General features: G+C 70.8%; 15 protein-coding genes and 1 riboswitch. Of the genes, 3 read left to right on the top strand and 12 right to left on the bottom strand.

Translation table 11 applies throughout. From position 1 onward, the window contains the following. Nucleotides 1-4: 4 nt before the first annotated feature. From QPK52_RS15380 to thrC, 5 genes are all read right to left on the bottom strand, one after another. Nucleotides 5-1,498 carry an alanine/glycine:cation symporter family protein gene (locus tag QPK52_RS15380; protein ID WP_410538056.1) on the bottom strand — a complete coding sequence of 498 codons (1,494 nt, stop codon included), beginning with the start codon at nucleotides 1,496-1,498 and terminating at the stop codon, nucleotides 5-7. Nucleotides 1,499-1,750: 252 nt separating this feature from the next. Further along, nucleotides 1,751-3,379 carry a chaperonin GroEL gene (gene groL, locus QPK52_RS15375; protein ID WP_093658907.1) on the bottom strand — a complete coding sequence of 543 codons (1,629 nt, stop codon included), beginning with the start codon at nucleotides 3,377-3,379 and terminating at the stop codon, nucleotides 1,751-1,753. Nucleotides 3,380-3,777: 398 nt separating this feature from the next. Beyond that, complete coding sequence (locus QPK52_RS15370; RefSeq protein ID WP_004986573.1) at nucleotides 3,778-3,981, bottom strand: cold-shock protein; 204 nt, start codon at nucleotides 3,979-3,981, stop codon at nucleotides 3,778-3,780. 539 nt (nucleotides 3,982-4,520) lie between these two features. Beyond that, nucleotides 4,521-4,799, bottom strand: coding sequence for a MoaD/ThiS family protein (locus QPK52_RS15365; RefSeq protein ID WP_410538055.1), 279 nt, complete (start codon nucleotides 4,797-4,799; stop codon nucleotides 4,521-4,523). Beyond that, on the bottom strand, nucleotides 4,796-6,076 hold the full coding sequence (thrC, locus tag QPK52_RS15360; RefSeq protein ID WP_410538054.1) for a threonine synthase: 1,281 nt from the start codon (nucleotides 6,074-6,076) through the stop codon (nucleotides 4,796-4,798). Before thrC ends, QPK52_RS15365 begins: the two co-directional genes overlap by 4 nt. Nucleotides 6,077-6,094: 18 nt before the next feature. Then, nucleotides 6,095-6,237, bottom strand: a riboswitch (SAM riboswitch). A 465-nt stretch (nucleotides 6,238-6,702) separates the two neighbouring features. Between thrC and QPK52_RS15355 the strand changes: the two genes are divergently transcribed. After that, the gene (locus tag QPK52_RS15355; RefSeq protein ID WP_410538053.1) at nucleotides 6,703-7,662 is read left to right on the top strand and encodes a glucosyl-3-phosphoglycerate synthase; all 960 of its coding nucleotides are present in this window, start codon (nucleotides 6,703-6,705) and stop codon (nucleotides 7,660-7,662) included. Nucleotides 7,663-7,910: 248 nt separating this feature from the next. Further along, nucleotides 7,911-9,383 (top strand): trehalose-6-phosphate synthase, encoded by a 1,473-nt coding sequence (locus QPK52_RS15350; RefSeq protein ID WP_410538052.1) that lies wholly within the window; start codon nucleotides 7,911-7,913, stop codon nucleotides 9,381-9,383. A gap of 117 nt (nucleotides 9,384-9,500) precedes the next feature. Here QPK52_RS15350 and otsB read toward each other — a convergent pair whose 3' ends face one another. Both otsB and QPK52_RS15340 read right to left on the bottom strand, forming a co-directional pair. Further along, entirely contained in the window at nucleotides 9,501-10,364 is an 864-nt protein-coding gene (gene otsB, locus QPK52_RS15345; protein ID WP_410538051.1) for a trehalose-phosphatase, read from the bottom strand. Between the two features lie 121 nt (nucleotides 10,365-10,485). Continuing rightward, the gene (locus QPK52_RS15340) at nucleotides 10,486-10,752 is read right to left on the bottom strand and encodes a DUF3263 domain-containing protein (RefSeq protein ID WP_093658895.1); all 267 of its coding nucleotides are present in this window, start codon (nucleotides 10,750-10,752) and stop codon (nucleotides 10,486-10,488) included. A gap of 220 nt (nucleotides 10,753-10,972) precedes the next feature. Here QPK52_RS15340 and QPK52_RS15335 point away from each other — a divergent pair, with 220 nt between their 5' ends. Further along, on the top strand, nucleotides 10,973-11,923 hold the full coding sequence (locus QPK52_RS15335) for an SIS domain-containing protein (RefSeq protein WP_410538050.1): 951 nt from the start codon (nucleotides 10,973-10,975) through the stop codon (nucleotides 11,921-11,923). Nucleotides 11,924-12,291: 368 nt separating this feature from the next. On the opposite strand, the gene QPK52_RS15330 is transcribed toward QPK52_RS15335, so the two are convergent. The 5 genes from QPK52_RS15330 to QPK52_RS15310 all read right to left on the bottom strand — a co-directional run bounded on the left by QPK52_RS15330 (nucleotide 12,292) and on the right by QPK52_RS15310 (nucleotide 18,851). Continuing rightward, on the bottom strand, nucleotides 12,292-13,224 hold the full coding sequence (locus QPK52_RS15330) for a hypothetical protein (protein WP_410538049.1): 933 nt from the start codon (nucleotides 13,222-13,224) through the stop codon (nucleotides 12,292-12,294). A 52-nt stretch (nucleotides 13,225-13,276) separates the two neighbouring features. Then, the gene (locus QPK52_RS15325; protein WP_410538048.1) at nucleotides 13,277-15,598 is read right to left on the bottom strand and encodes a DUF6571 family protein; all 2,322 of its coding nucleotides are present in this window, start codon (nucleotides 15,596-15,598) and stop codon (nucleotides 13,277-13,279) included. A gap of 28 nt (nucleotides 15,599-15,626) precedes the next feature. Continuing rightward, nucleotides 15,627-16,142, bottom strand: coding sequence for a hypothetical protein (locus QPK52_RS15320; RefSeq protein ID WP_410538047.1), 516 nt, complete (start codon nucleotides 16,140-16,142; stop codon nucleotides 15,627-15,629). A 217-nt stretch (nucleotides 16,143-16,359) separates the two neighbouring features. After that, complete coding sequence (locus QPK52_RS15315; protein WP_410538046.1) at nucleotides 16,360-17,502, bottom strand: hypothetical protein; 1,143 nt, start codon at nucleotides 17,500-17,502, stop codon at nucleotides 16,360-16,362. Next, entirely contained in the window at nucleotides 17,478-18,851 is a 1,374-nt protein-coding gene (locus tag QPK52_RS15310) for a hypothetical protein (RefSeq protein ID WP_410538045.1), read from the bottom strand. The genes QPK52_RS15315 and QPK52_RS15310 overlap by 25 nt, the downstream gene beginning before the upstream one ends. Between the last annotated feature and the right edge of the window lie 47 nt (nucleotides 18,852-18,898).

Here is an 18,898-nt window from a genome sequence, read left to right as displayed (position 1 = left end):
CGGCTCAGCCGTTCCGCGCCCCCGTCCGCACGGAATCGCTCTCCCCGCCGCGCGCGGCGGGCGCCGGGTCCCAGCACTCCACCCCGGTCAGGCCGGGCAGGCGGTCGCGGGTGAAGACGGGGTCCAGACCCGCGCGGCGCTGGGCGAGGTAGTCCTCCATCAGCCGGAAGGCGATCACCGACAGCGGCAGGATCGCCAGCAGGTTGACCAGGGCCATGGCGCCCATGGTGACGTCGGCGAGGCTCCACACCACGCTCAGCGAGCCCAGCGCGCCCAGGAAGGCGGCGGCCAGGACGAGCCCCCGGTAGCCGAGCATGACCGAGCGGCGGCGGGTGATGAACTCGATGTTGGACTCGCCGTAGTAGTAGTTGCCGATCATCGAGCTGAAGGCGAGCAGGAAGACCACCAGCGTCAGCAGATGGCCGGCCCAGCCGCCCAGGGTCTCCTGCAGCGCGGACTGCGTGAGGTCGGCGCCCTGGCGCCCGGAGAGCTCCGGGTTGGCGGAGAGGATGACGAAGGCGGTCATCGTGCAGACCACCAGGGTGTCGAAGAAGACGCCCAGGGTCTGCACCAGGCCCTGCTTGACCGGGTGGGAGGTCTCGGCCGCGGCGGCGGCGTTCGGGGCGGAGCCCAGGCCGGCCTCGTTGGAGAACATGCCGCGGCGCACGCCCTGCTGGATCGCCGCGCCGATGCCGCCTCCGGCGACCTCGCGCAGCCCGAAGGCGCCGCCGACGATGTCGGCGAGGACGCGCGGCACCTCGGAGAAGTTGAGCACCACGACGGCCAGCCCCACCAGCAGGTACACCACGGCCATCACGGGGACGAGCACCTTGGTGACCGAGGCGATCCTGCGCACTCCGCCGAAGACGGCCAGGCCGAGCAGCACGGCGAGGGCGGCGCCGACGGCCGGGGCGATCCAGCCGGAGCCTCCGTCACCGTCCGCACCCAGCGATCCGGCGGTCACCGAGGCGATCGTGTTGGACTGCACGGCCGTGAACACGAGCCCGAAGGTCAGGGTGATGATCACGGCGAACAGCACGCCGAGCCAGCGCCTGCCCAGGCCGCGCTGCATGTAGTACGCGGGACCGCCGCGGTAGGCGCCCTCGCCGCCCCTGCTGCGGTCGCGCACCTTGTAGAGCTGGGCGAGGGTGGACTCAACGAACGCGGAGGCGCCGCCGACCAGCGCCATCACCCACATCCAGAAGACCGCGCCGGGCCCTCCGACGGTGATGGCCGCCGCGACGCCGGCGATGTTGCCGGTGCCGATCCGGGCGGCGGCGGAGATGGTGAAGGCGCCGAACGGGGAGACCGGCTTCCTGCCGTCGGCCCCGGCGCGGGGCTGCTCCGCGACCGTTCTGAGGATCTCCGGCAGGAGCCGGATCTGCAGGGCCCGGGAGCGGATGGTGAAGTACAGACCCGCCACAGCCACCAGGGGGATCAGCAGGTAGGTCCAGAAGTGATCGTTTATCTCGACGATCACTGTTTCGAGCGTGCTCATCGCGTCGTTGCCGTCCAGGAGTCGTGTGGGGTGGTTTCGGCTCTGGAAACAGAGTGGAAGCACCGCGGGAGGGGGTCGCCCATACGCGGCCCCCGGGAGGCTATCCGGTGCGCCGCCTCCTGGTCAGGCCACGACACGGTGCCAAATCTCACATCCTGGACATAGCGAGAGGGCGGCACCCCTCGGGGTGCCGCCCTCGTCACCGTGCGCGCGGTGCGCGCCCGGTGGGGAACCGCCGATCCGCCGGGCGGATCAGAAGTCCATGCCACCGCCCATGCCGGCTGCGGCGGCGTCGGCGCCGGCCGCGGCCTTCTCCGGCTTGTCGGCGATGACGGCCTCGGTGGTGAGGAAGAGCGCCGCGATGGAGGCGGCGTTCTGCAGCGCGGAGCGGGTGACCTTGGCCGGGTCGATGATGCCCTCGGCGATCATGTCCACGTACTCACCGGTCGCGGCGTTCAGACCGTGGCCCGGGGTCAGGTTGCGCACCTTCTCCACGATGACGCCGCCCTCGAGGCCGGCGTTGACCGCGATCTGCTTCAGCGGGGCCTCCAGAGCGGCCTTGACCGCGGCGGCACCGGTGGCCTCGTCGCCGTCGAGCTCCAGCTTCTCGAAGACCGCGGAGGCCTGCAGCAGGGCCACGCCACCGCCGGCGACGATGCCCTCCTCGACGGCCGCCTTGGCGTTGCGCACCGCGTCCTCGATGCGGTGCTTGCGCTCCTTCAGCTCCACCTCGGTGGCGGCGCCGGCCTTGATGACGGCCACGCCGCCGGCCAGCTTCGCCAGACGCTCCTGGAGCTTCTCGCGGTCGTAGTCGGAGTCGGAGTTCTCGATCTCGGCGCGGATCTGGTTCACGCGGCCGTTGACCTGCTCGCTGTCACCGGCACCGTCGACGATGGTGGTCTCGTCCTTGGTGATGACGACCTTGCGGGCGCGGCCGAGCAGCTCCAGACCGGCGTTCTCCAGCTTGAGGCCGACCTCCTCGGAGATGACCTGGCCGCCGGTGAGGATGGCGATGTCGCCGAGCATGGCCTTGCGGCGGTCGCCGAAGCCCGGGGCCTTGACGGCGACGGACTTGAAGGTGCCGCGGATCTTGTTGACGACCAGGGTCGACAGGGCCTCGCCCTCGACGTCCTCGGCGATGATCAGCAGCGGCTTGCCGGCCTGCATGACCTTCTCCAGCAGCGGGAGCAGGTCCTTGACGGCGCTGATCTTGGAGTTGGCGATCAGGATGTAGGGGTCCTCCAGGACCGCCTCCATCCGCTCCATGTCGGTGGCGAAGTAGGCGGAGATGTAGCCCTTGTCGAAGCGCATGCCCTCGGTGAGCTCGAGCTCCAGGCCGAAGGTCTGCGACTCCTCGACGGTGATGACGCCTTCCTTGCCGACCTTGTCCATGGCCTCGGCGATCAGCTCGCCGATCTGGGTGTCGGCGGCGGAGATGGAGGCGGTCGAGGCGATCTGCTCCTTGGTCTCCACCTCCTTGGCCTGCTCCAGCAGGGCGGCGGAGACGGCCTCGGTGGCCTTCTCGATGCCGCGCTTGAGGGCCATCGGGTTGGCGCCGGCGGCGACGTTGCGCAGACCCTCGCGGACCAGCGCCTGGGCCAGGACGGTCGCGGTGGTCGTACCGTCACCGGCGACGTCGTCGGTCTTCTTCGCGACCTCCTTGACCAGCTCGGCGCCGATCTTCTCGTACGGGTCCTCGAGCTCGATCTCCTTGGCGATGGAGACACCATCGTTGGTGATCGTGGGGGCGCCCCACTTCTTCTCAAGGACGACGTTGCGGCCCTTGGGGCCGAGCGTGACCTTGACGGCGTCGGCGAGCTGGTTCATCCCGCGCTCGAGGCCGCGCCGCGCCTCCTCGTCGAACGCGATGATCTTGGCCATGTGAAGTGGTCCTCCCTGGGGTTCCCCATGCCGAAGGCCAGGGGCGGGTTGGGATGTCTCCGGACCGCTCTGGCGCCCGCGACGGACGGCCCACCGGCCCGGCGGTTCCTTGCTCCACCGGGCTTGCGGACCTCACCGAACCGGTCCTTGCTTTGTCACTCTCACCTTCAGAGTGCTAACGCCAATGATTAGCACTCGACCCCTCCGAGTGCAAGCGCGTCAGGGGTTCCGCGCGCCCGTACTCCCGGGTACGGGACGGACGCGGGGGGCACGGGCGGGCCTCGGGCGCGCGCCGGTGCGCGGGCGCACGACGGGAGGGCCCGCGCCCCCTGCGGGGACGCGGGCCCTCCTGTGCCGTCTGACTGCCGATGTGTGTCGTGGTGCGTGTGTCCGGCGCTTCAGGCCGTCACGCGGACCATGTCCGCCTGCGGGCCCTTCTGGCCCTGCGAGATCTCGAACTCGACCCGCTGCCCTTCCTCAAGGGTGCGGTATCCGTCCATCTGGATCGCGCTGTAGTGGACGAACACGTCCGCCCCACCGTCGACCGCGATGAAGCCGTATCCCTTCTCCGCGTTGAACCACTTGACGGTGCCTTGAGCCATTCCTAACTCCCCTATTGCCGGCCCTTGCGCGGGCCCGCGCTCCGCGGACCCGGGTCAGTTGCCACCCCCCGGCGAGAGGGGGCGGCGTGCGCCGGAACGCGTCGACCGCGGCTGAATGTATCTGGGCAGACGCCCTCCGCAACAGGTCTGTCAGACGAGAATTCCGGTCACGCCGGATTGCCGATAAGCACATGAACGGCGGGAAAGTAGGGCAACTTGGGCCGGGCGTAGCGGACCAACGCGACAATTCGCCCGGCAAATCCAGACGCAAGTTGTCGCGTTCTCATGGGCGCTGAGTGCGCATTCGGGGGGAGGCACGCTCACTCTACCGCTCTCCGAGGGGCGGAATTACCAATTCCGTTCACCGTCCGCGGTATGCGCCCCCCTCCCGGGAGCAGACGCGCGGGCGGCCCCGCCCCCCTCGTACGGAGTCGTACGGACCGGGGGGCGGGGCCGCCCGCGTGCGGCGCCGGGAGCCGTGGGCCGCTCCCGGCATCGCAGCGGTTCAGGCCGGGGCGGGCCAGGTCGGGACGGCCGGGTCAGCAGCCGCCCGCGACGGCCGGGATGATGGAGACGCCCGAACCGTCCGGCGTCGGCGTCTGCAGGCCGTCGGCGAAGCGGACGTCGTCGTCGTCGACGTAGACGTTCACGAAGCGGCGCAGCTTGCCCGAGTCGTCCAGCACCCTGGCGGAGATGCCCTGGTGGTTCTTCTCCAGGTCGGCGATGACCTCGGCGAGCGTGGCGCCCTCGGCGGGCACCTCGGCCTGCCCGCCGGTGTAGGTGCGCAGGATGGTCGGGATTCGGACGGTGACGCTCATGCCAGGCCAGCCTCTCGGAAGGAGTCCAGGTTGGGACGGATGATCGCGGACGGTCCGGTGGTCGGCGCCACCGCGTCCAGGGTCTTGAGGCCGTCGCCGGTGTTGAGGACGACGGTGGTCAGGGTCGGGTCGAGCACGCCGGCCTCGATCAGCTTCCTCGTCACGCCGACGGTCACGCCGCCCGCGGTCTCCGCGAAGACGCCCTCGGTCCGGGCCAGCAGCTTGATCGCGTCGACGATCTGCCCGTCGTTCACGTCCTCCACCGCCCCGCCGGTGCGGCGGGCGATGTCCAGCACGTACGGGCCGTCGGCCGGGTTGCCGATGGCCAGCGACTTGGCGATGGTGTCCGGCTTCACCGGCCGCACCACGTCGTGGCCGTCCTTGAAGGCCCGCGCCACCGGCGAGCAGCCCTCGGCCTGGGCGCCGAAGATCTTGTAGGGCCTGTCCTCGACCAGCCCCAGGGCGATCAGCTCGCGCAGCCCCTTGTCGATCTTGGTGAGCTGCGAGCCGGAGGCGATCGGGATGACGAGCTGGTCCGGCAGCCGCCACCCGAGCTGCTCGCAGATCTCGTACGCCAGGGTCTTGGAGCCCTCCGCGTAGTACGGGCGGAGGTTGACGTTGACGAAGCCCCAGCCCTCGCCGATCGGGTCCCCGATCAGCTCCGAGCAGAAGCGGTTCACGTCGTCGTAGGTGCCCTCGATGCCCACCAGGTCGCCGCCGTAGACCGCGGCCATGACGACCTTGCCCTGCTCCAGGTCGTGGGGGATGAACACGCACGAGCGCAGGCCCGCGCGGGCCGCCGCGGCGCCGACGGCGCCGGCGAGGTTGCCGGTGGAGGAGCACGACAGGGTGGTGAAGCCGAAGGCCCGGGCGGCCTCGACGGCGATGGCCACCACCCGGTCCTTGAAGGAGTGCGTGGGGTTGCCGGAGTCGTCCTTGACGTACAGGCCGCCGGTGACGCCCAGCTCGCGGGCGAGGTTGTCGGCCTTGACCAGCCTGGTGAAGCCCGGGTTCAGATTGGGCTTGCCGGCCACGTCGGCCGGGACCGGCAGCAGCGGGGCGTAGCGCCAGATGCTGTCCGGACCGGCGGCGATCCGCCGGCGCAGCTCCTCCGGGTCGCCCTCGGGCAGGTCGTACGCGATCTCCAGGGGACCGAAACACGCCTCACAGGCGAAGACCGGCCCGAGCGGGAAACGCTCACCGCATTCGCGGCAGGAGAGCGCCGCGGCGGGACCGAGCGAAAGGTCGGTGTGGGTTGCAACAGTCTGCACAGCCATGGTCGGCGAGGCCCTTTCTCCTCATCTTCCCCGCGACGCCTTTCGCCGCAGGCCGGAATTGGCACCTTCCCCACCGTGGCCTCGGACTGTTGTGAACGAGTGCCGGCGGGAGGGTTGCCGGGGCTTCAACGGGCCGTTCCCTCTGCCCCTCTGGATGAGCTCTATGGCGCCGGCCAATAGCCTGACCGGTGCGTTTGTGCACGCCGGAGGCCCCAAGATGCGGAACTCCCGCGTGTCGTCCAAGACTGTAACCGAAGCCCTCGGCCGCAAGGCCGGCCGTCCGAACCGCGAGACGAGAGGCACACGGGGCGGCACGGGCCGCCCCGGGAACGCGAGGCCCTGGCGAATGCCCCGGAAACATGCCCGCCACCGGGCATGGACGGCCGGTGGCGGGCAACCACGGTCCGACCGCGACCGACAGACTCCGACCGGCACGGCGACCGGCGCGGAGACCGACGCAGAGACCGACACCACGCACCGGCACCCCGCACGGACACCCGGGCGATCCCGGTCCCGCAGAATGCCTGGGGCCGCCGGGACGGCGGGGCAGCCGGGAACACCGGGGCCGCCGGGGGTGTCCAGACCGCCGAGGACCGCCGAGGACCGCCGAGGACAGGGAGGCACACGTGCTGAATGAGGTCGACCACTGGCTGGAGCGACGCTCATGGAGCGCTGCCGAGCGCCCGCTGCCCAGGCTGCTGGCCGCCAAGCGGGCGGCCGGACCGGCGGGCAGCGTGAGCGTGGTGCTTCCGGCGCTGAACGAGGAGGCGACGGTCGGCGACATCGTCGCCGCGATCCGCCGCGGGCTGATGACCGAGGAGGTACCGCTGGTCGACGAACTGGTGGTGGTGGACTCCGGCTCCACCGACCGCACCTCCGAGGTGGCGGCCGCCGCGGGCGCGAAGGTGGTGCACCGCGACGAGGTGCTGCCCCGGCTGCCCGCGGTGCCGGGAAAGGGCGAGGTGCTGTGGCGGTCGCTGCTGGCCACCAGCGGCGAGATCGTCTGCTTCGTCGACGCGGACCTGCGGGACTTCGACACCACGTTCGTGTCGGGCATCGTCGGACCGCTGCTGACCGACCCGGACCTGGCGATGGTCAAGGCGATGTACGACCGCGCCATCGGCGACAGCCCGGCCGGCGGCGGCCGGGTCACCGAGCTGGTCGCCCGCCCCCTGCTCAACCTGTACTGGCCGCAGCTCGCGGGCTTCGTCCAGCCGCTGGGCGGCGAGTACGCGGCACGCCGCTCCCTGCTGGAGCGGCTCAGCTTCCCCGTCGGCTACGGCGTCGAGCTGGGCCTGCTGGTGGACGCGCTGCACACCGTCGGGCTCGACGCGCTCGCGCAGGTCGACGTCGGTGTGCGCAGGCACCGCAACCAGGACGGGCTGGCGCTGGGGCGGATGGCCGCGGCGATACACCGCACCGCCCACGTACGGCAGGCGCGCGGCCCGCTGATACGCCCGGTGCTCACGCAGTTCGAGCGGGTGCCCGGGGGCGGGTTCGTCCCGCACACCCACCCGGTGGACACCGAGGAGCGCCCGCCGATGTGCACCGTCCCCGAGTACACCGCCCGCCGCACCGCGGCCTGAGAGGGGGGAACCCCGGCCCGGCGCGTGCCGGTGAAGTGCGTACCCGGCCCGGCGCGCGCCGTTCCAACCGCTCCCGCACCGGCCGGTGCGGGAGCTCCCCCGCGTGCGCCGCCGCCCCTCCCGCCCCGCCCTCCCCGTGCCGCCCCGTGCCGCCCCGCGCACTCCGGCGGGCCCGTCCCGGCCCGTCCGGCCACCGTGTGACGAGAACCGCACGTTTGAGCGGTACGGACAGCGGCTAGGTTCCGCTCATGGTCACTCGGCACCAGGTACTCGTCGCCTCCAACCGCGGTCCCGTCTCCCACACGCTCGGCGAAGGGGGCGAGCTGACCGTCAAACGCGGCGGCGGCGGGCTGGTCTCCGGCCTGTCGGCCGTCAAGGGCGACGCGGTGTGGGTCTGCGCGGCGCTGGGCGAGGGCGACCGCGAGGCGGTGCGCCGCACCGGCGGCGAGCTGGACCCGGCGGACACCGGCGGCCAGCAGGTGCGGATGCTCGACATCGCGCCCGACGTCTTCGCGGACGCCTACAACGGCATCGCCAACTCCGTGCTGTGGTTCGTCCACCACATGCTCTACCAGACCCCGACGGAGCCCGTCTTCGACGCGGACTTCGAACGGCAGTGGCGCTCCTACGAGGCGTACAACGCGGCGTTCGCCGACGCGCTGGCCCAGGAGGCCGCCGAGGGCGCGGCCGTCCTCGTGCAGGACTACCACCTCACCCTCGTCCCGGCCATGCTGCGCGAGCGGCGGCCCGACCTGCGCATCGGCCACTTCTCGCACACCCCCTGGGCGCCGCCGGACTACTTCCGGATGCTGCCGGACGACCCGGACGGCGGGGTGGCCGCCGAGGTGCTGCGCGGCATCCTGGGCGCCGACCGGGCCGCCTTCCTCACCCAGCGCTGGGCCAACGCCTTCACCGACTGCTGCGTGAAGCTGCTGGGCGCGGAGGTCGCCGTGACCGACGGCGGCGACGAGATGATCGTCACCCACGAGGGCCGCCGGACGCGCATAGGCGTCCACGGCCTGGGCGCCGACGCCGACTTCCTGCGCGAACGCTCCCGGCGGCCGGACGTGGAGGACCGCATCGCGCTGCTGCGCGGGCAGATCGGCCGCGGGCCCGACGGAGAGCCGCGCAGGGCGATCGTGCGCGTGGACCGCACCGAGCTGTCCAAGAACATCGTCCGCGGCCTGCTCGCCTACCGGCGACTGCTGGAGGACCGCCCCGAGTGGCGCGGCCGGGTCGTGCACGTCGCCTTCGCCTACCCCTCCCGGCAGGACCTGGCGGTCTACCGCGAGTACACCGACGAGGTCGCCCGTGTCGCCGCCGAGATCAACGCGGAGTACGGCGAGGGCGACTGGACGCCGGTCGAGCTGCACCTCAAGGACGACTTCGCCCGCTCCCTGGCGGCCTACCGGCTGGCCGACGTCGCCCTGGTCAACCCGATCCGGGACGGCATGAACCTGGTGGCCAAGGAGATCCCGGTGCTCTCCGACGGCGGCTGCGCGCTGGTCCTCTCCCGCGAGGCGGGCGCCTTCGCCGAACTGGCCGAGGACGCCATCACCGTCAACCCCTACGACATCGGCGCGACGGCGGACGCCCTGCACCGGGCGCTGACGATGGACGCGGGCGAGCGCGCCGAGCGCACCAAGCGCCTGGCCGCGGCGGCCACGGCCCTGCCGCCCACGAAGTGGTTCCTGGACCAGCTGAACGCACTGCGCGACTGACCGCCGGCCGCCCACCGGACCTCGTACGCGTGGGGTGGGTGCGGGCCCGCGCCCGCACCCACCCCACGCGGCGCTCCGCGCGGCCGCCCCGTGCGGAGGCCGCCGGCCACCGGGCCGTCAGGCCCCCAGCGCGTCCGCCAGCGCGCCCAGCAGGCCCACCACCCCGGCGGGGCCGTCCACGACCAGGTCCGCCCGTTCGGCCAGTGCGGTGACCTCGTCGCTGCCGCTGCACAGCAGCACCCCGGGCACGCCCTCGCCGCGCAGCCGGTCCACCGCGTCGTAGGCGGCCAGATCGCCCAGGTCGTCGCCGCCGTAGAGGACCGAGGCGGCACCCGTCTCACGGAGGAACTCCGACAGGGCCATGCCCTTGTCCATGCCCGGGGGCCGCAGTTCCAGCACCAGCCGGCCGGGCTCCACGGCCAGTCCGTGCCGTCCGGCCAGCTCCGCCAGGGGTTCGCGCAGCAGCTCGAAGGCGCCCTGCGGATCGGCGGCCCGGCGGGTGTGGACGGCCAGCGCGCGGCCCTTGTCCTCGGTCCGGACGCCCTGCGGCGCCCCGGCCTTCTCCAGCAGACCGGGCAGTTCGGCGCGTACGGCCTCCACACCGGGGTGGGGCGGCGGGGTGCGGGTCTCGCCCGTGGCGGCGTCCCAGCGCTCCGCGCCGTACGCGCCGAGCACCACCAGACGCTCCAGGCCCGGCGCCCCGGCGAAGCCGCCGTAGCGCGCGGCCGTCCCGGCCGGGCGCCCGGTGACGATGACGACGGCCCGCAGCAGCGGCGCCAGCCGGCTGAGGACGGGCACCGCCTCCGGGTGGGCGCGGGCGCTGTCGGGGTCGGGGACGATCGGGGCGATCGTCCCGTCGAAGTCGAGGGCGACCACGGCCCGCCCGGGGTCGGCCAGCAGCGCGGCCAGCCCGTCGCGTCCGGCGGGGGTGGTCGGTACGGGGAGTTGCTCCGGGAAGGTGTGTGAGGAGTGGCTGCCCATGCCTGGGACCATACCCGCCGGCCGTCTCCTCACCGCCTCCGGCGACGGCCCGCCGAGGCCGTATCACCTGCCGCGGTCCGTACCGCCGACGCGGGCCCCGCCGCCGACGTGTGCCGCGCTCCTACCGCAGCCCGCGCCGCTCGTCGCGCCGGCGGCGGAGCCGGTTGACCGTGACCGGGTCGCGGGCCAGGGCGCGCGGGTCGTCGAGCAGGGCGTTGAGCACCTGGTAGTAGCGCGTGGGGGACATGCCGAGGCGTTCGCGTATCGCACGCTCCTTGGCACCGGGGTTCGGCCAGCCGCGGCGCTCGACGGCGAGCACGGCCTCGTCCTCCTCGGACAGGCCGCCGGTGCCGTTGCCGCCGCTCGGCTGCTCGCTGCCGGTGCTCACCCCTCCAACCTACTGCCGTGCTCGGACACCGCATCCCGGCGGCCGGACGGTCCGCGCCCCATCGCGTATCGCTTCGACAACGGTGCTTCACTCTCCCAGGCCGGGGCTGCTATCCACGTGCGTGTACCCGCCCATCGGATTCCACCGCCGGCCGCACCACACCCACACCCACACCCAGACCCAGACCCAGACCCACGCCCCCGTCACGAGGAGCACCCGCATGTCCGCCGCAGAGCAGTCCCGCACCGCCGCCGAGATCGCCACCCAGCCCGGCTGCTGGCGACGGGCGGAGAAGGCGGTGGAGTCCGGGTCCGCCGGGGCGCTGCCGCGCCCGGGCGAGCGGGTGGCGGTGACCGGCTGCGGCACCTCGTGGTTCATGGCCCAGTCCTACGCGGCGCTGCGCGAGGCCGCCGGGCAGGGCGAGACGGACGCCTTCGCGGCCTCGGAGTTCCCGGCCGGGCGCGCGTACGACCGCGTGGTGGCGATCACCCGCTCCGGCACCACCTCCGAGGTGCTCGGCCTCCTGGCCCACCTGCGGGGCCGCGTGCCGACCACCGCCCTGACCGCCGACCCCGCCACGCCCGTGATGGAGGCCGCCGACCACACCGCCGTCCTGGACTGGGCCGACGAGGAGTCGGTCGTCCAGACCCGCTTCGCCACGACGGCGCTGGCCCTGCTGCGCGCGGGCCTGGAGCGGCACGGCGCGCTGCCGGCCGGGGTGAAGACGGTCGAGCAGGCGGCGGTCGACGCGGAGCTGGCCGTCGTCCAGCCGCTGCCCCCGGCCGCGCTGGACGCCGAGCAGTGGACCTTCCTGGGGCGCGGCTGGACGTACGGACTGGCGCTGGAGGCGGCCCTGAAGATGCGCGAGGCGGCCGGTGCCTGGACGGAGGCGTACCCGGCGATGGAGTACCGCCACGGCCCCATCGCGATCGCCCGCCCGGGCCGCGCCGTCTGGCTGCTGGGCTCCCTGCCGGAGGGGCTCTCCGGCGACATCGCGCGGGTGGGCGGAGCGCTGCTGGCGGACTCGGACTGCCCGGGAACGGGCGAGCGGGCGCTGGACCCGATGGCCGACCTGATCCGGGCCCAGCGCCTGGCGGTCACCCTGGCGGAGTCCTCCGGCGCGGACCCGGACCGGCCGCGCAACCTCACGCGCAGCGTGGTCCTGGGCTGACGCGCCCGCCGGCGCCCCCTTCCCCCCCGTCCGTCCGGGACGGCCGCCCGTCCGTACCTCCCGTACGGCACGGCCCGTACAGCCCTCGTACAACCGGGAAAACCGGGAACCGTAGGTGCGGAAATCCCCGGAACCGGCTGACGCGGCGGGGCGCCGCGAACGCATCGGGTACGTGGACGAACACCGTGAGAAGTCATCCGGCCGCCTGACCATCCGCCTACAGGCCCAGGACAACCCCCGCCCGGCCCCGGCCGGGCGGGGCGGTACGCGGAGCACGGACCGTCGAAGAAGACAACAAGAGGAAGCAAGCCGGATGTCGGCCTCTTAAGAAATACCTTGAATCAGAATGTACTCCCGCGCGCAGCAGCTCAGGCCCACCGTTCATACCCTTCTGCGATCTTTTCAAGGATCTTCGGATGCAGTCCCGTCCCCTTGCTCTCCGATGCGGGGAACCTGACACCCAGACCACTTGAGCGCTCCCGGAAAATATTCACCAAGTACCCGCCGTCCCGGTTTTCGGAAAAAATTTCCTCAGCCTTTCCTCCACCCGTCCTTCCGTAACCCTCCAGCCAGCCCTTCCGGGCCCCCTCATCACTTCGCCCCTCAAGCGCCTGAGCCCCTATGGCGTCCAAGAACCCCATTGATTCCCCTACCCTCAGGGCCGCCAACTCGGCTCCTACCGTTCCTTTCCGGAAGTCCTCTTCACCAAGTTCGACGACATCGCCCCTGGCAAGATCCAAGTAGAATCTGTGGATTTCCCCGAAGGACTCACCGTCCTCGGCCACCCCTCGAACAAAACCCTCGACCGCCGGCCTGTCGATATCCACGTCGTTCGGCTCGGTCACCAGCATGTCACTCGAAAGATCCCCGTACAGGCCGATGACGTAGCGAATATCCGAGGAGTAAAAGTTGAAGGCGTTCGCCATGTTCCGGCGAATTTCCTGAGGAACGGCCCCAGGTCCGCCCTGGAGGCGATCTCCGTAAGCCTTTACAACCTTTTCGAAGACACGGACACGCTCGACGTCATGCTCAGGCGTCTTTTCCGGTGGACGAGTTCCCGCAGGCCGGCCCGTCATGGCCGTCTCCAGCGCGTTCCCGCACTCGGCCGTCGATCCCCTCTCCTCCGAATCGCCTCCGGGCACAAGGCTCCAGCAGAAGGCGTTCTGCTCCTCCCGCTCCGCAGATCCGTCGGCACCGCCCCAGAACCACCAGCCGACAATCGCTGCCGCCACCAGGGCCACGGCCATCCCGACCGACCCCAAAGCCGTACGCCAGTCACTCCTCCCAAGCCCCTCGGTCACGCGGAGTACCCCAACCCCCGGTTCACTGCACCCGCGAACACCCTGTCCCGAATCACGGAACTCCCCCCATAGAACCCTTTACCTGGCCAATACCATGATTGTATCCACCCGCAGCCCATGGCGTAATCTTCACCGTGAAAACCCCCTCCTCTTCGTCCGTCAAGTAACTCTTCGGAAGCCCCAAATCAAAGGCTTTTTCCGCGAGAGCCCTCTCCAGCCTCGGATAACCATTCTGCTGATAGTGCTTTATCAACTCCTCCCTGTACCTCTCCTCGGTCTCCGCATTGACCTCATCGAGCTCCCTTCCCGTGCCAATGTCAACAAGACGCTGGAATACGTCGCCAACCACAGGTACACCCGTAACCGGAGCCCCTATCACATGGTAGCTGTATACTTTATCCCAGCCATTCCTGGAAAGCTCATCGTCTCGCTGAGAGGAGATTACGTCGGCTCGGATTCCATCCAGCGACCCCATTACCTGCCCACTCACCTGAGAAACCAGCTGGATCCTATTGGTCCCCTTCTCGAAGTCTTGCCTGTCCAGCTTCTCCATGTCTCCAGCGATTACCTGCATCTGGGAGTCATGAACCGTTCGGAAGGCTCTCCCGTCCTCTGAAACATCACGGATAAAGCGACTAACCGTCCCTCTATCGAGGTCAATACCATTGGGATCTGTCGAAATATCCCGCGCGGAACCGTCGTCCCTGTCCCCATGGTCGACCCTCATGCCCAATATTTCGTGAACATCCTCCGGGTAGTAGGCGAGTGCATTCGCCATGTTGCGGCGGATGTTGTCATGCATCACCGCTCTCTCGAATTTCTCTCCGGCGCTCCCGTCCGGATCCTCCACCGCCGCATACGACTTGATTACGTGCTCCAGGAGGCGCGCCTGTTCCTCACTGTGGCGCATGGGGTCCCCCTGGGGGTCCTCACCGGGGACCTGGCCGGTCATGGCGGCCTCCAGGGCCGCGCCGAAGCCGACGTGGCTGTCGGCGTCGGCCTTGTCCGGGCTGGGCACCTCGACCTTGCGGTACTCGGAGGTGTTGACGAGATCCCAGTCGCGTTCCTTCTGGAGGTAGAGCAGGCGGTCCTTTCCGGCGGCGGTGTCAGGGTCGAAGTAGGCGGTGGCGATGACGGGGGTCTTGCTCATGATGCCGAGGACACCGTCGTAGGGGTCGTTGGCGAACCAACTGACCCCGTCCCGTGCGAAGGTGCCGTCCTCTTTCTCAGTGCCTGCGAACCCCCTGTCGAGATCCCAGATATCGGGGTCGCCCTTCTGCTTCGGGTCCTCGGCGGCGCGGACGTCGTCGGCGAGGTCGTGCAGGAACCGCTCGCTGTAGCCGCTGCCGTTCTGCATCAGGGTGACGATCGACTGGTAACCCCGCATCTTCTGGTCGCTGCCGACCTGGTCGACGATCTCGGCGTCGTACTCCTTGAGACCGGCTTCCCTGAGGTCCTGCATCCACTTGTCGTAGAACCTCTGGTCCTCCTCCCTCTCCCTGCCCTTGCCCTCGACCCTGGTGGCGGTGGCGATGACGTCGGCCAGGTGCCGGTCCATGCTCAGGTAGTGCTTCTTCCGGCCCGTCTCCTCGTAGTACGCGCGGTCGGTCAGCTCGTTGTGCGTGCGGATGACGCCGTCGGGCCCGCCCAGGGAGGTGATGAGGGTGCGGCTGAACTCCTGGTCGGACTTGTTCTCCCGCATCAGGAGGTCCAGTTCTCCCCGCTCCGCGCCGGAGAGCTTCTCGCCCCGCCTGATCTTGTCGTACAGCTCCTCGGCGCGCGCGGCGTTCGCCTCGCCCGCATCGCTCTTGAGCGCCCCGTTGAAGCCGTCCAGCAGACCCTTGTCGCCGTCGGACGGGTCCGACATGAGCGCCATGCGGAAGTTCTCGTCGGCGTCCTGGACGTCCTTGACCGCATCGGCGATCTTCTTCGTCCAGGAATCCTCCAGCTCCTGACGGGCGAGCTGGTTTCTGCGGTAGATCTCCGCCTTGTCCTCGTCCATCCTGGCGAGGTCCGCGGTACAGCGGCCGGAGTACGGGTTGACGGTCATGCCCGCCTCGACGGCCTGGTCGCGTGCTTCGATGACCTTGGCGCGCCGGGAGTTGAGCGTTCCGTACGCCTCCTTCAGCAGCGCGCCGACGGCCTTGGCCTCGTCGCGCGCACCCGCGTACTCCTCCAGCGTGACCTGGGCCTGGCTCTTGAACGTCGTGGCCGACTCGCCGCGCCAGCCGTCGGCCTCGACCGCGGCCTTGACGTGGTCGCGGTAGTCGTCGTGCAGGTCCCCGAACCGCTTGCCCATGTCCTCCCAGGCGGTCGCCGCCCGGGAGAGGCCCGACAGGCTGGTGCTGATGATCGTCTCGTAGTCGACTGCCATGTCGCTTCCCCCTCTTGCCCTCTTGCTCTCAGAAGTCCGCTATCGGGCTCTTCGCCGCCGGGCGGCCCGAGCCCGGGTTCGGGGAGGTGCCGGCGCCGGGCGCGTAGTCGCTCAAGGCGCTGCGGTGGAGAGGGGAGATACCGTCGAAGGACGCCTTGGTGCCGGTTTCGTTGTTGCCGAAGAGGGTGTTGGTCTGCCGGAGTCCGGTGAGCTCGGCGTCCAGGCGGCCCTGGAGCCGCTTGGAGTTCCGCTTCCACTTGTTCAGCCGGTGGGACAGCCCCTTGGCCACCTCCCAGCCGTTCAGCTTCCCGGTGGTGCAGACGGTGGCGTTCGAGCCGCCCGCAGCAGCCTCGCTCTCGTCCTCGGCGAGGATGCTCGCCTTCCTGGTGTCCGGGCCCAGATGCTGCTCGATGTAGCCGGCGGCCTTCTTCTTCTGCGTCTCCGAGTGCGCCAGGTCGCCGCCGGGCCCCTGGCCGCCCCCTCCTCCCGGATGTGCCAGTTCGTTCAGCCGTGTACTCGTGGGCCGCTGGTCCTCGGTGGACACGTGCTCCCCGCTCCCTCGTCGTCGTCCGCCGTCGGAGTCCGCGCCCCGTCCACCGTGCCGTTCCCCGCGCGCGTGCGGGGGCGCGGATCGGATCCATGTGATCACAATGGGTTTCGCATCGGAGCATAGCGACCGCCGACTTCGGCCTGGATGGCGGCAAATGCGCTCTGCTCCGATCGGAACGAAGCGTTCGGATCGGGACTTCCGGTCGGGGCGGTCAGGGGAGCCGCGGTGCGGAGCAGCCGTGGTGCTCGGCCGAGGCCTCGGCGAAGGCCTTCAGCGCCGCCCGCTCGTACGCCTGCTCCCCCCGCGTCGACTTCTCCCGTTCCCTGCCCAGGGGTTCGATGGTGAAGAGGGCCGTCTCGCCCGCGAACGGAGCCGGGCAGGCGGCGGTGGCCCACAGACCGCCGTCGGGCAGCGTCCCGCTGGGAGTGCGTCCTGGAATCGTCTTCTCGAAGCTGTACCGCTTCCCCAAGGCCACGCGGGCACTCGTCGCGTACGGACCGTAGAAGGCCCGCAACGAGTAGAGCGGGGTGCCGCCGCTGTTGCCGACGGAGCACACCTCCTGCGGGGCGCCGCCCCGGTCGCTCTCCCAGGCCCGCGCGAAGGTTCGGCCCCGCGCCGGGACGCCTTCGCACGTCCCGTCCGCCTCGCCGAGAGGTACGTCCTCGGCGACGGGCAGCGGCACCGTACGCGGCCGCTCGCCGAAGCGCGCCTCGCAGCCCCACTGTTGGGCGGCATTGCGCGCCGTGGCCGTCGCCAGGCGTCCTATACGGATCCGGTGGGCGGGGTCGCCGAGGCCGGTGTCTCCCACTCTCACACTGACGGTGACCAGCAGGTCCCGGCGGTCTCCGGCACAGTCCAGAAACACGGCGGCGGTCCCCCGGTCCTCGTAGGGGGCATCACGTGCTGAGAGGAAGCCGGTCCAGCCGCCCGGCAGGGGCACCGGTGCGTCCGGGTAGAAGGCCGGATAGGGATCGTCCGGCCGCTCGCGCTCCCCGTCCTCTCCACCACCTGGAGCGCGGGTGCCGTGGAGTGACACCCCGATCGAGGCATCCTCGAAGCCGTAGGCCTTCTCAGGCTTCTTCCGGACGATGAGGCAGCCGGCCTCCAGCGGTTCGTCCTTTCGGCCGAGGCCCTCCTCCCCGCGTACGGAATCCGAGCTTCCCTTCAGTGGGCCGCCGCCGAGAATCGCCCGCGCCTCTCGTTCGGGAAGTACTCCTCCGCACGCGTCGCGCAGCAGTTCCCGGCCGGCCCGCTGTTCGCGGCTCTCCTCGTACCAGGAGTGCCCCGTCGGGAGCATGAACACCATGCCGAGGAACACCCCGGCCGCGATCACTCGTCGTCGATGGATCGCCATTCCTCCACCTCCCCCAGAACCGTGGTGCCGCGGCAGTGCGCCCGCTGTGGCCAGCCGCCGGGGGCGGCGAGGTAGCGGTCGAGCGCGGCCCGCGCCGTCCGCGACAGCTCCCCGCGTGCCGCCCTGCCCAGTGCGGGGCCGCCCTCCTCGTGCCGCGTCACTTTTCCGTCCGAGTCCAGGTGGTAACCGAGTTCGGGCGTGATCGAGATTCGGTGGAAGGTCTGACCACCGTCGCACACCGACTCGGCCCACAGCGCCAGGGAGGGCAGGGTGCGGGCGTCACCCGGCAGCAGTTCGGCCGTTCCATCCGGGACAGCCGTCCAACCCGGCCCGGGCTCGTGGTGTCCACCGGCTTCGTGCTCGTTCGGGCCGGTCTCATCGCCCTGGTAGAAACCGCGCGCTCCGACCCCGGAAACGCTGACGGCGTCCACGCCCTTGATCTCGTTCTCCTCCGGGTGCCCGTCGAGGGCAGCGCGGCACTCCCCCCGGGCGGGGCCGAAGGAGGAACCGCCCGACACTCTCCACTCCCCCTTCGGGTAGCCCATGGCGGCGGGGTCCAGCCAGGCGCAGGTCCCCTTGCCGCAGGGGCTGCCTCCGCGCTCGTCCTCCGCCCCGGCCCCGCCGTCGTCGCCGTCGTCGTCGCGTTCGGAAACCGGGGCCGGGCTCAGCTTGCCGAGCGGGGCGGTGCCGCACGCCTGGTGCTCGCGCACCCGGTCGGCGGCGCGCGGAGCCGATCGGGCCGCCAGGCGCAGTTCCTCCTCGACGGGTTCATCCGTGTACCCGTCGTCGTCCTCGTCGTGGAGACGCACGGGCAGCTCGACGGACACCTTCATGTCCGTGCCCAGCCGGAAGCGTTCGAAGTCGCCTTTGGGACAGCCGACTTGCAGGATGACTCCCACCTGTGTCATGTCGCCGTACATGTCATGCGCCGTGATGGCGCCCCGGGAGCCGTCCGGCAGCCGGTAGGGGAAGGGGAGCGCGTCGCCATCGTCGGCGGAGGGCAGTACGTCGTCGGGTCCCCACGGTTCCGCCCGCATGTGGACGCCGAGGTCGCCCTTCCCGTCGTCCCCGGTCCAGTCGAGCCGGCAGTCGATGAACGCGCGGCTCTCGTGGCCGGGTTCGAGGAGCGTGCCGTACTGCCCGTGCTTCATGGCCGAGTCGCGGGGCAGGAACGGGTCGAGGTGGGCGGCGGGCAGCAGGCCGGCGCACGCCTTCCGCACCTGCGCGCGGTTGGTCTTCGGATGTTCGCCGTCCCGCGTCGGGTACACGGCCACCGCCGTCACGGCGGCGAGGGCTGCCACCCCCAGAACGGCGGTGCGCAGCCGACTGCGTTTCCACAGGCTCCCCATGATCCCCCTGCCGGTTCTCGCCCGACGCTAACAGAGGGGACGGAGGG

It is taken from the genome of Streptomyces sp. KL2, from assembly GCF_046529545.1.
Lineage (GTDB): Bacteria > Actinomycetota > Actinomycetes > Streptomycetales > Streptomycetaceae > Streptomyces > Streptomyces radiopugnans.
The sequence above is the reverse complement of the archived record's forward strand: the minus strand, read 5'-3'. Positions and strand labels throughout refer to the sequence as shown.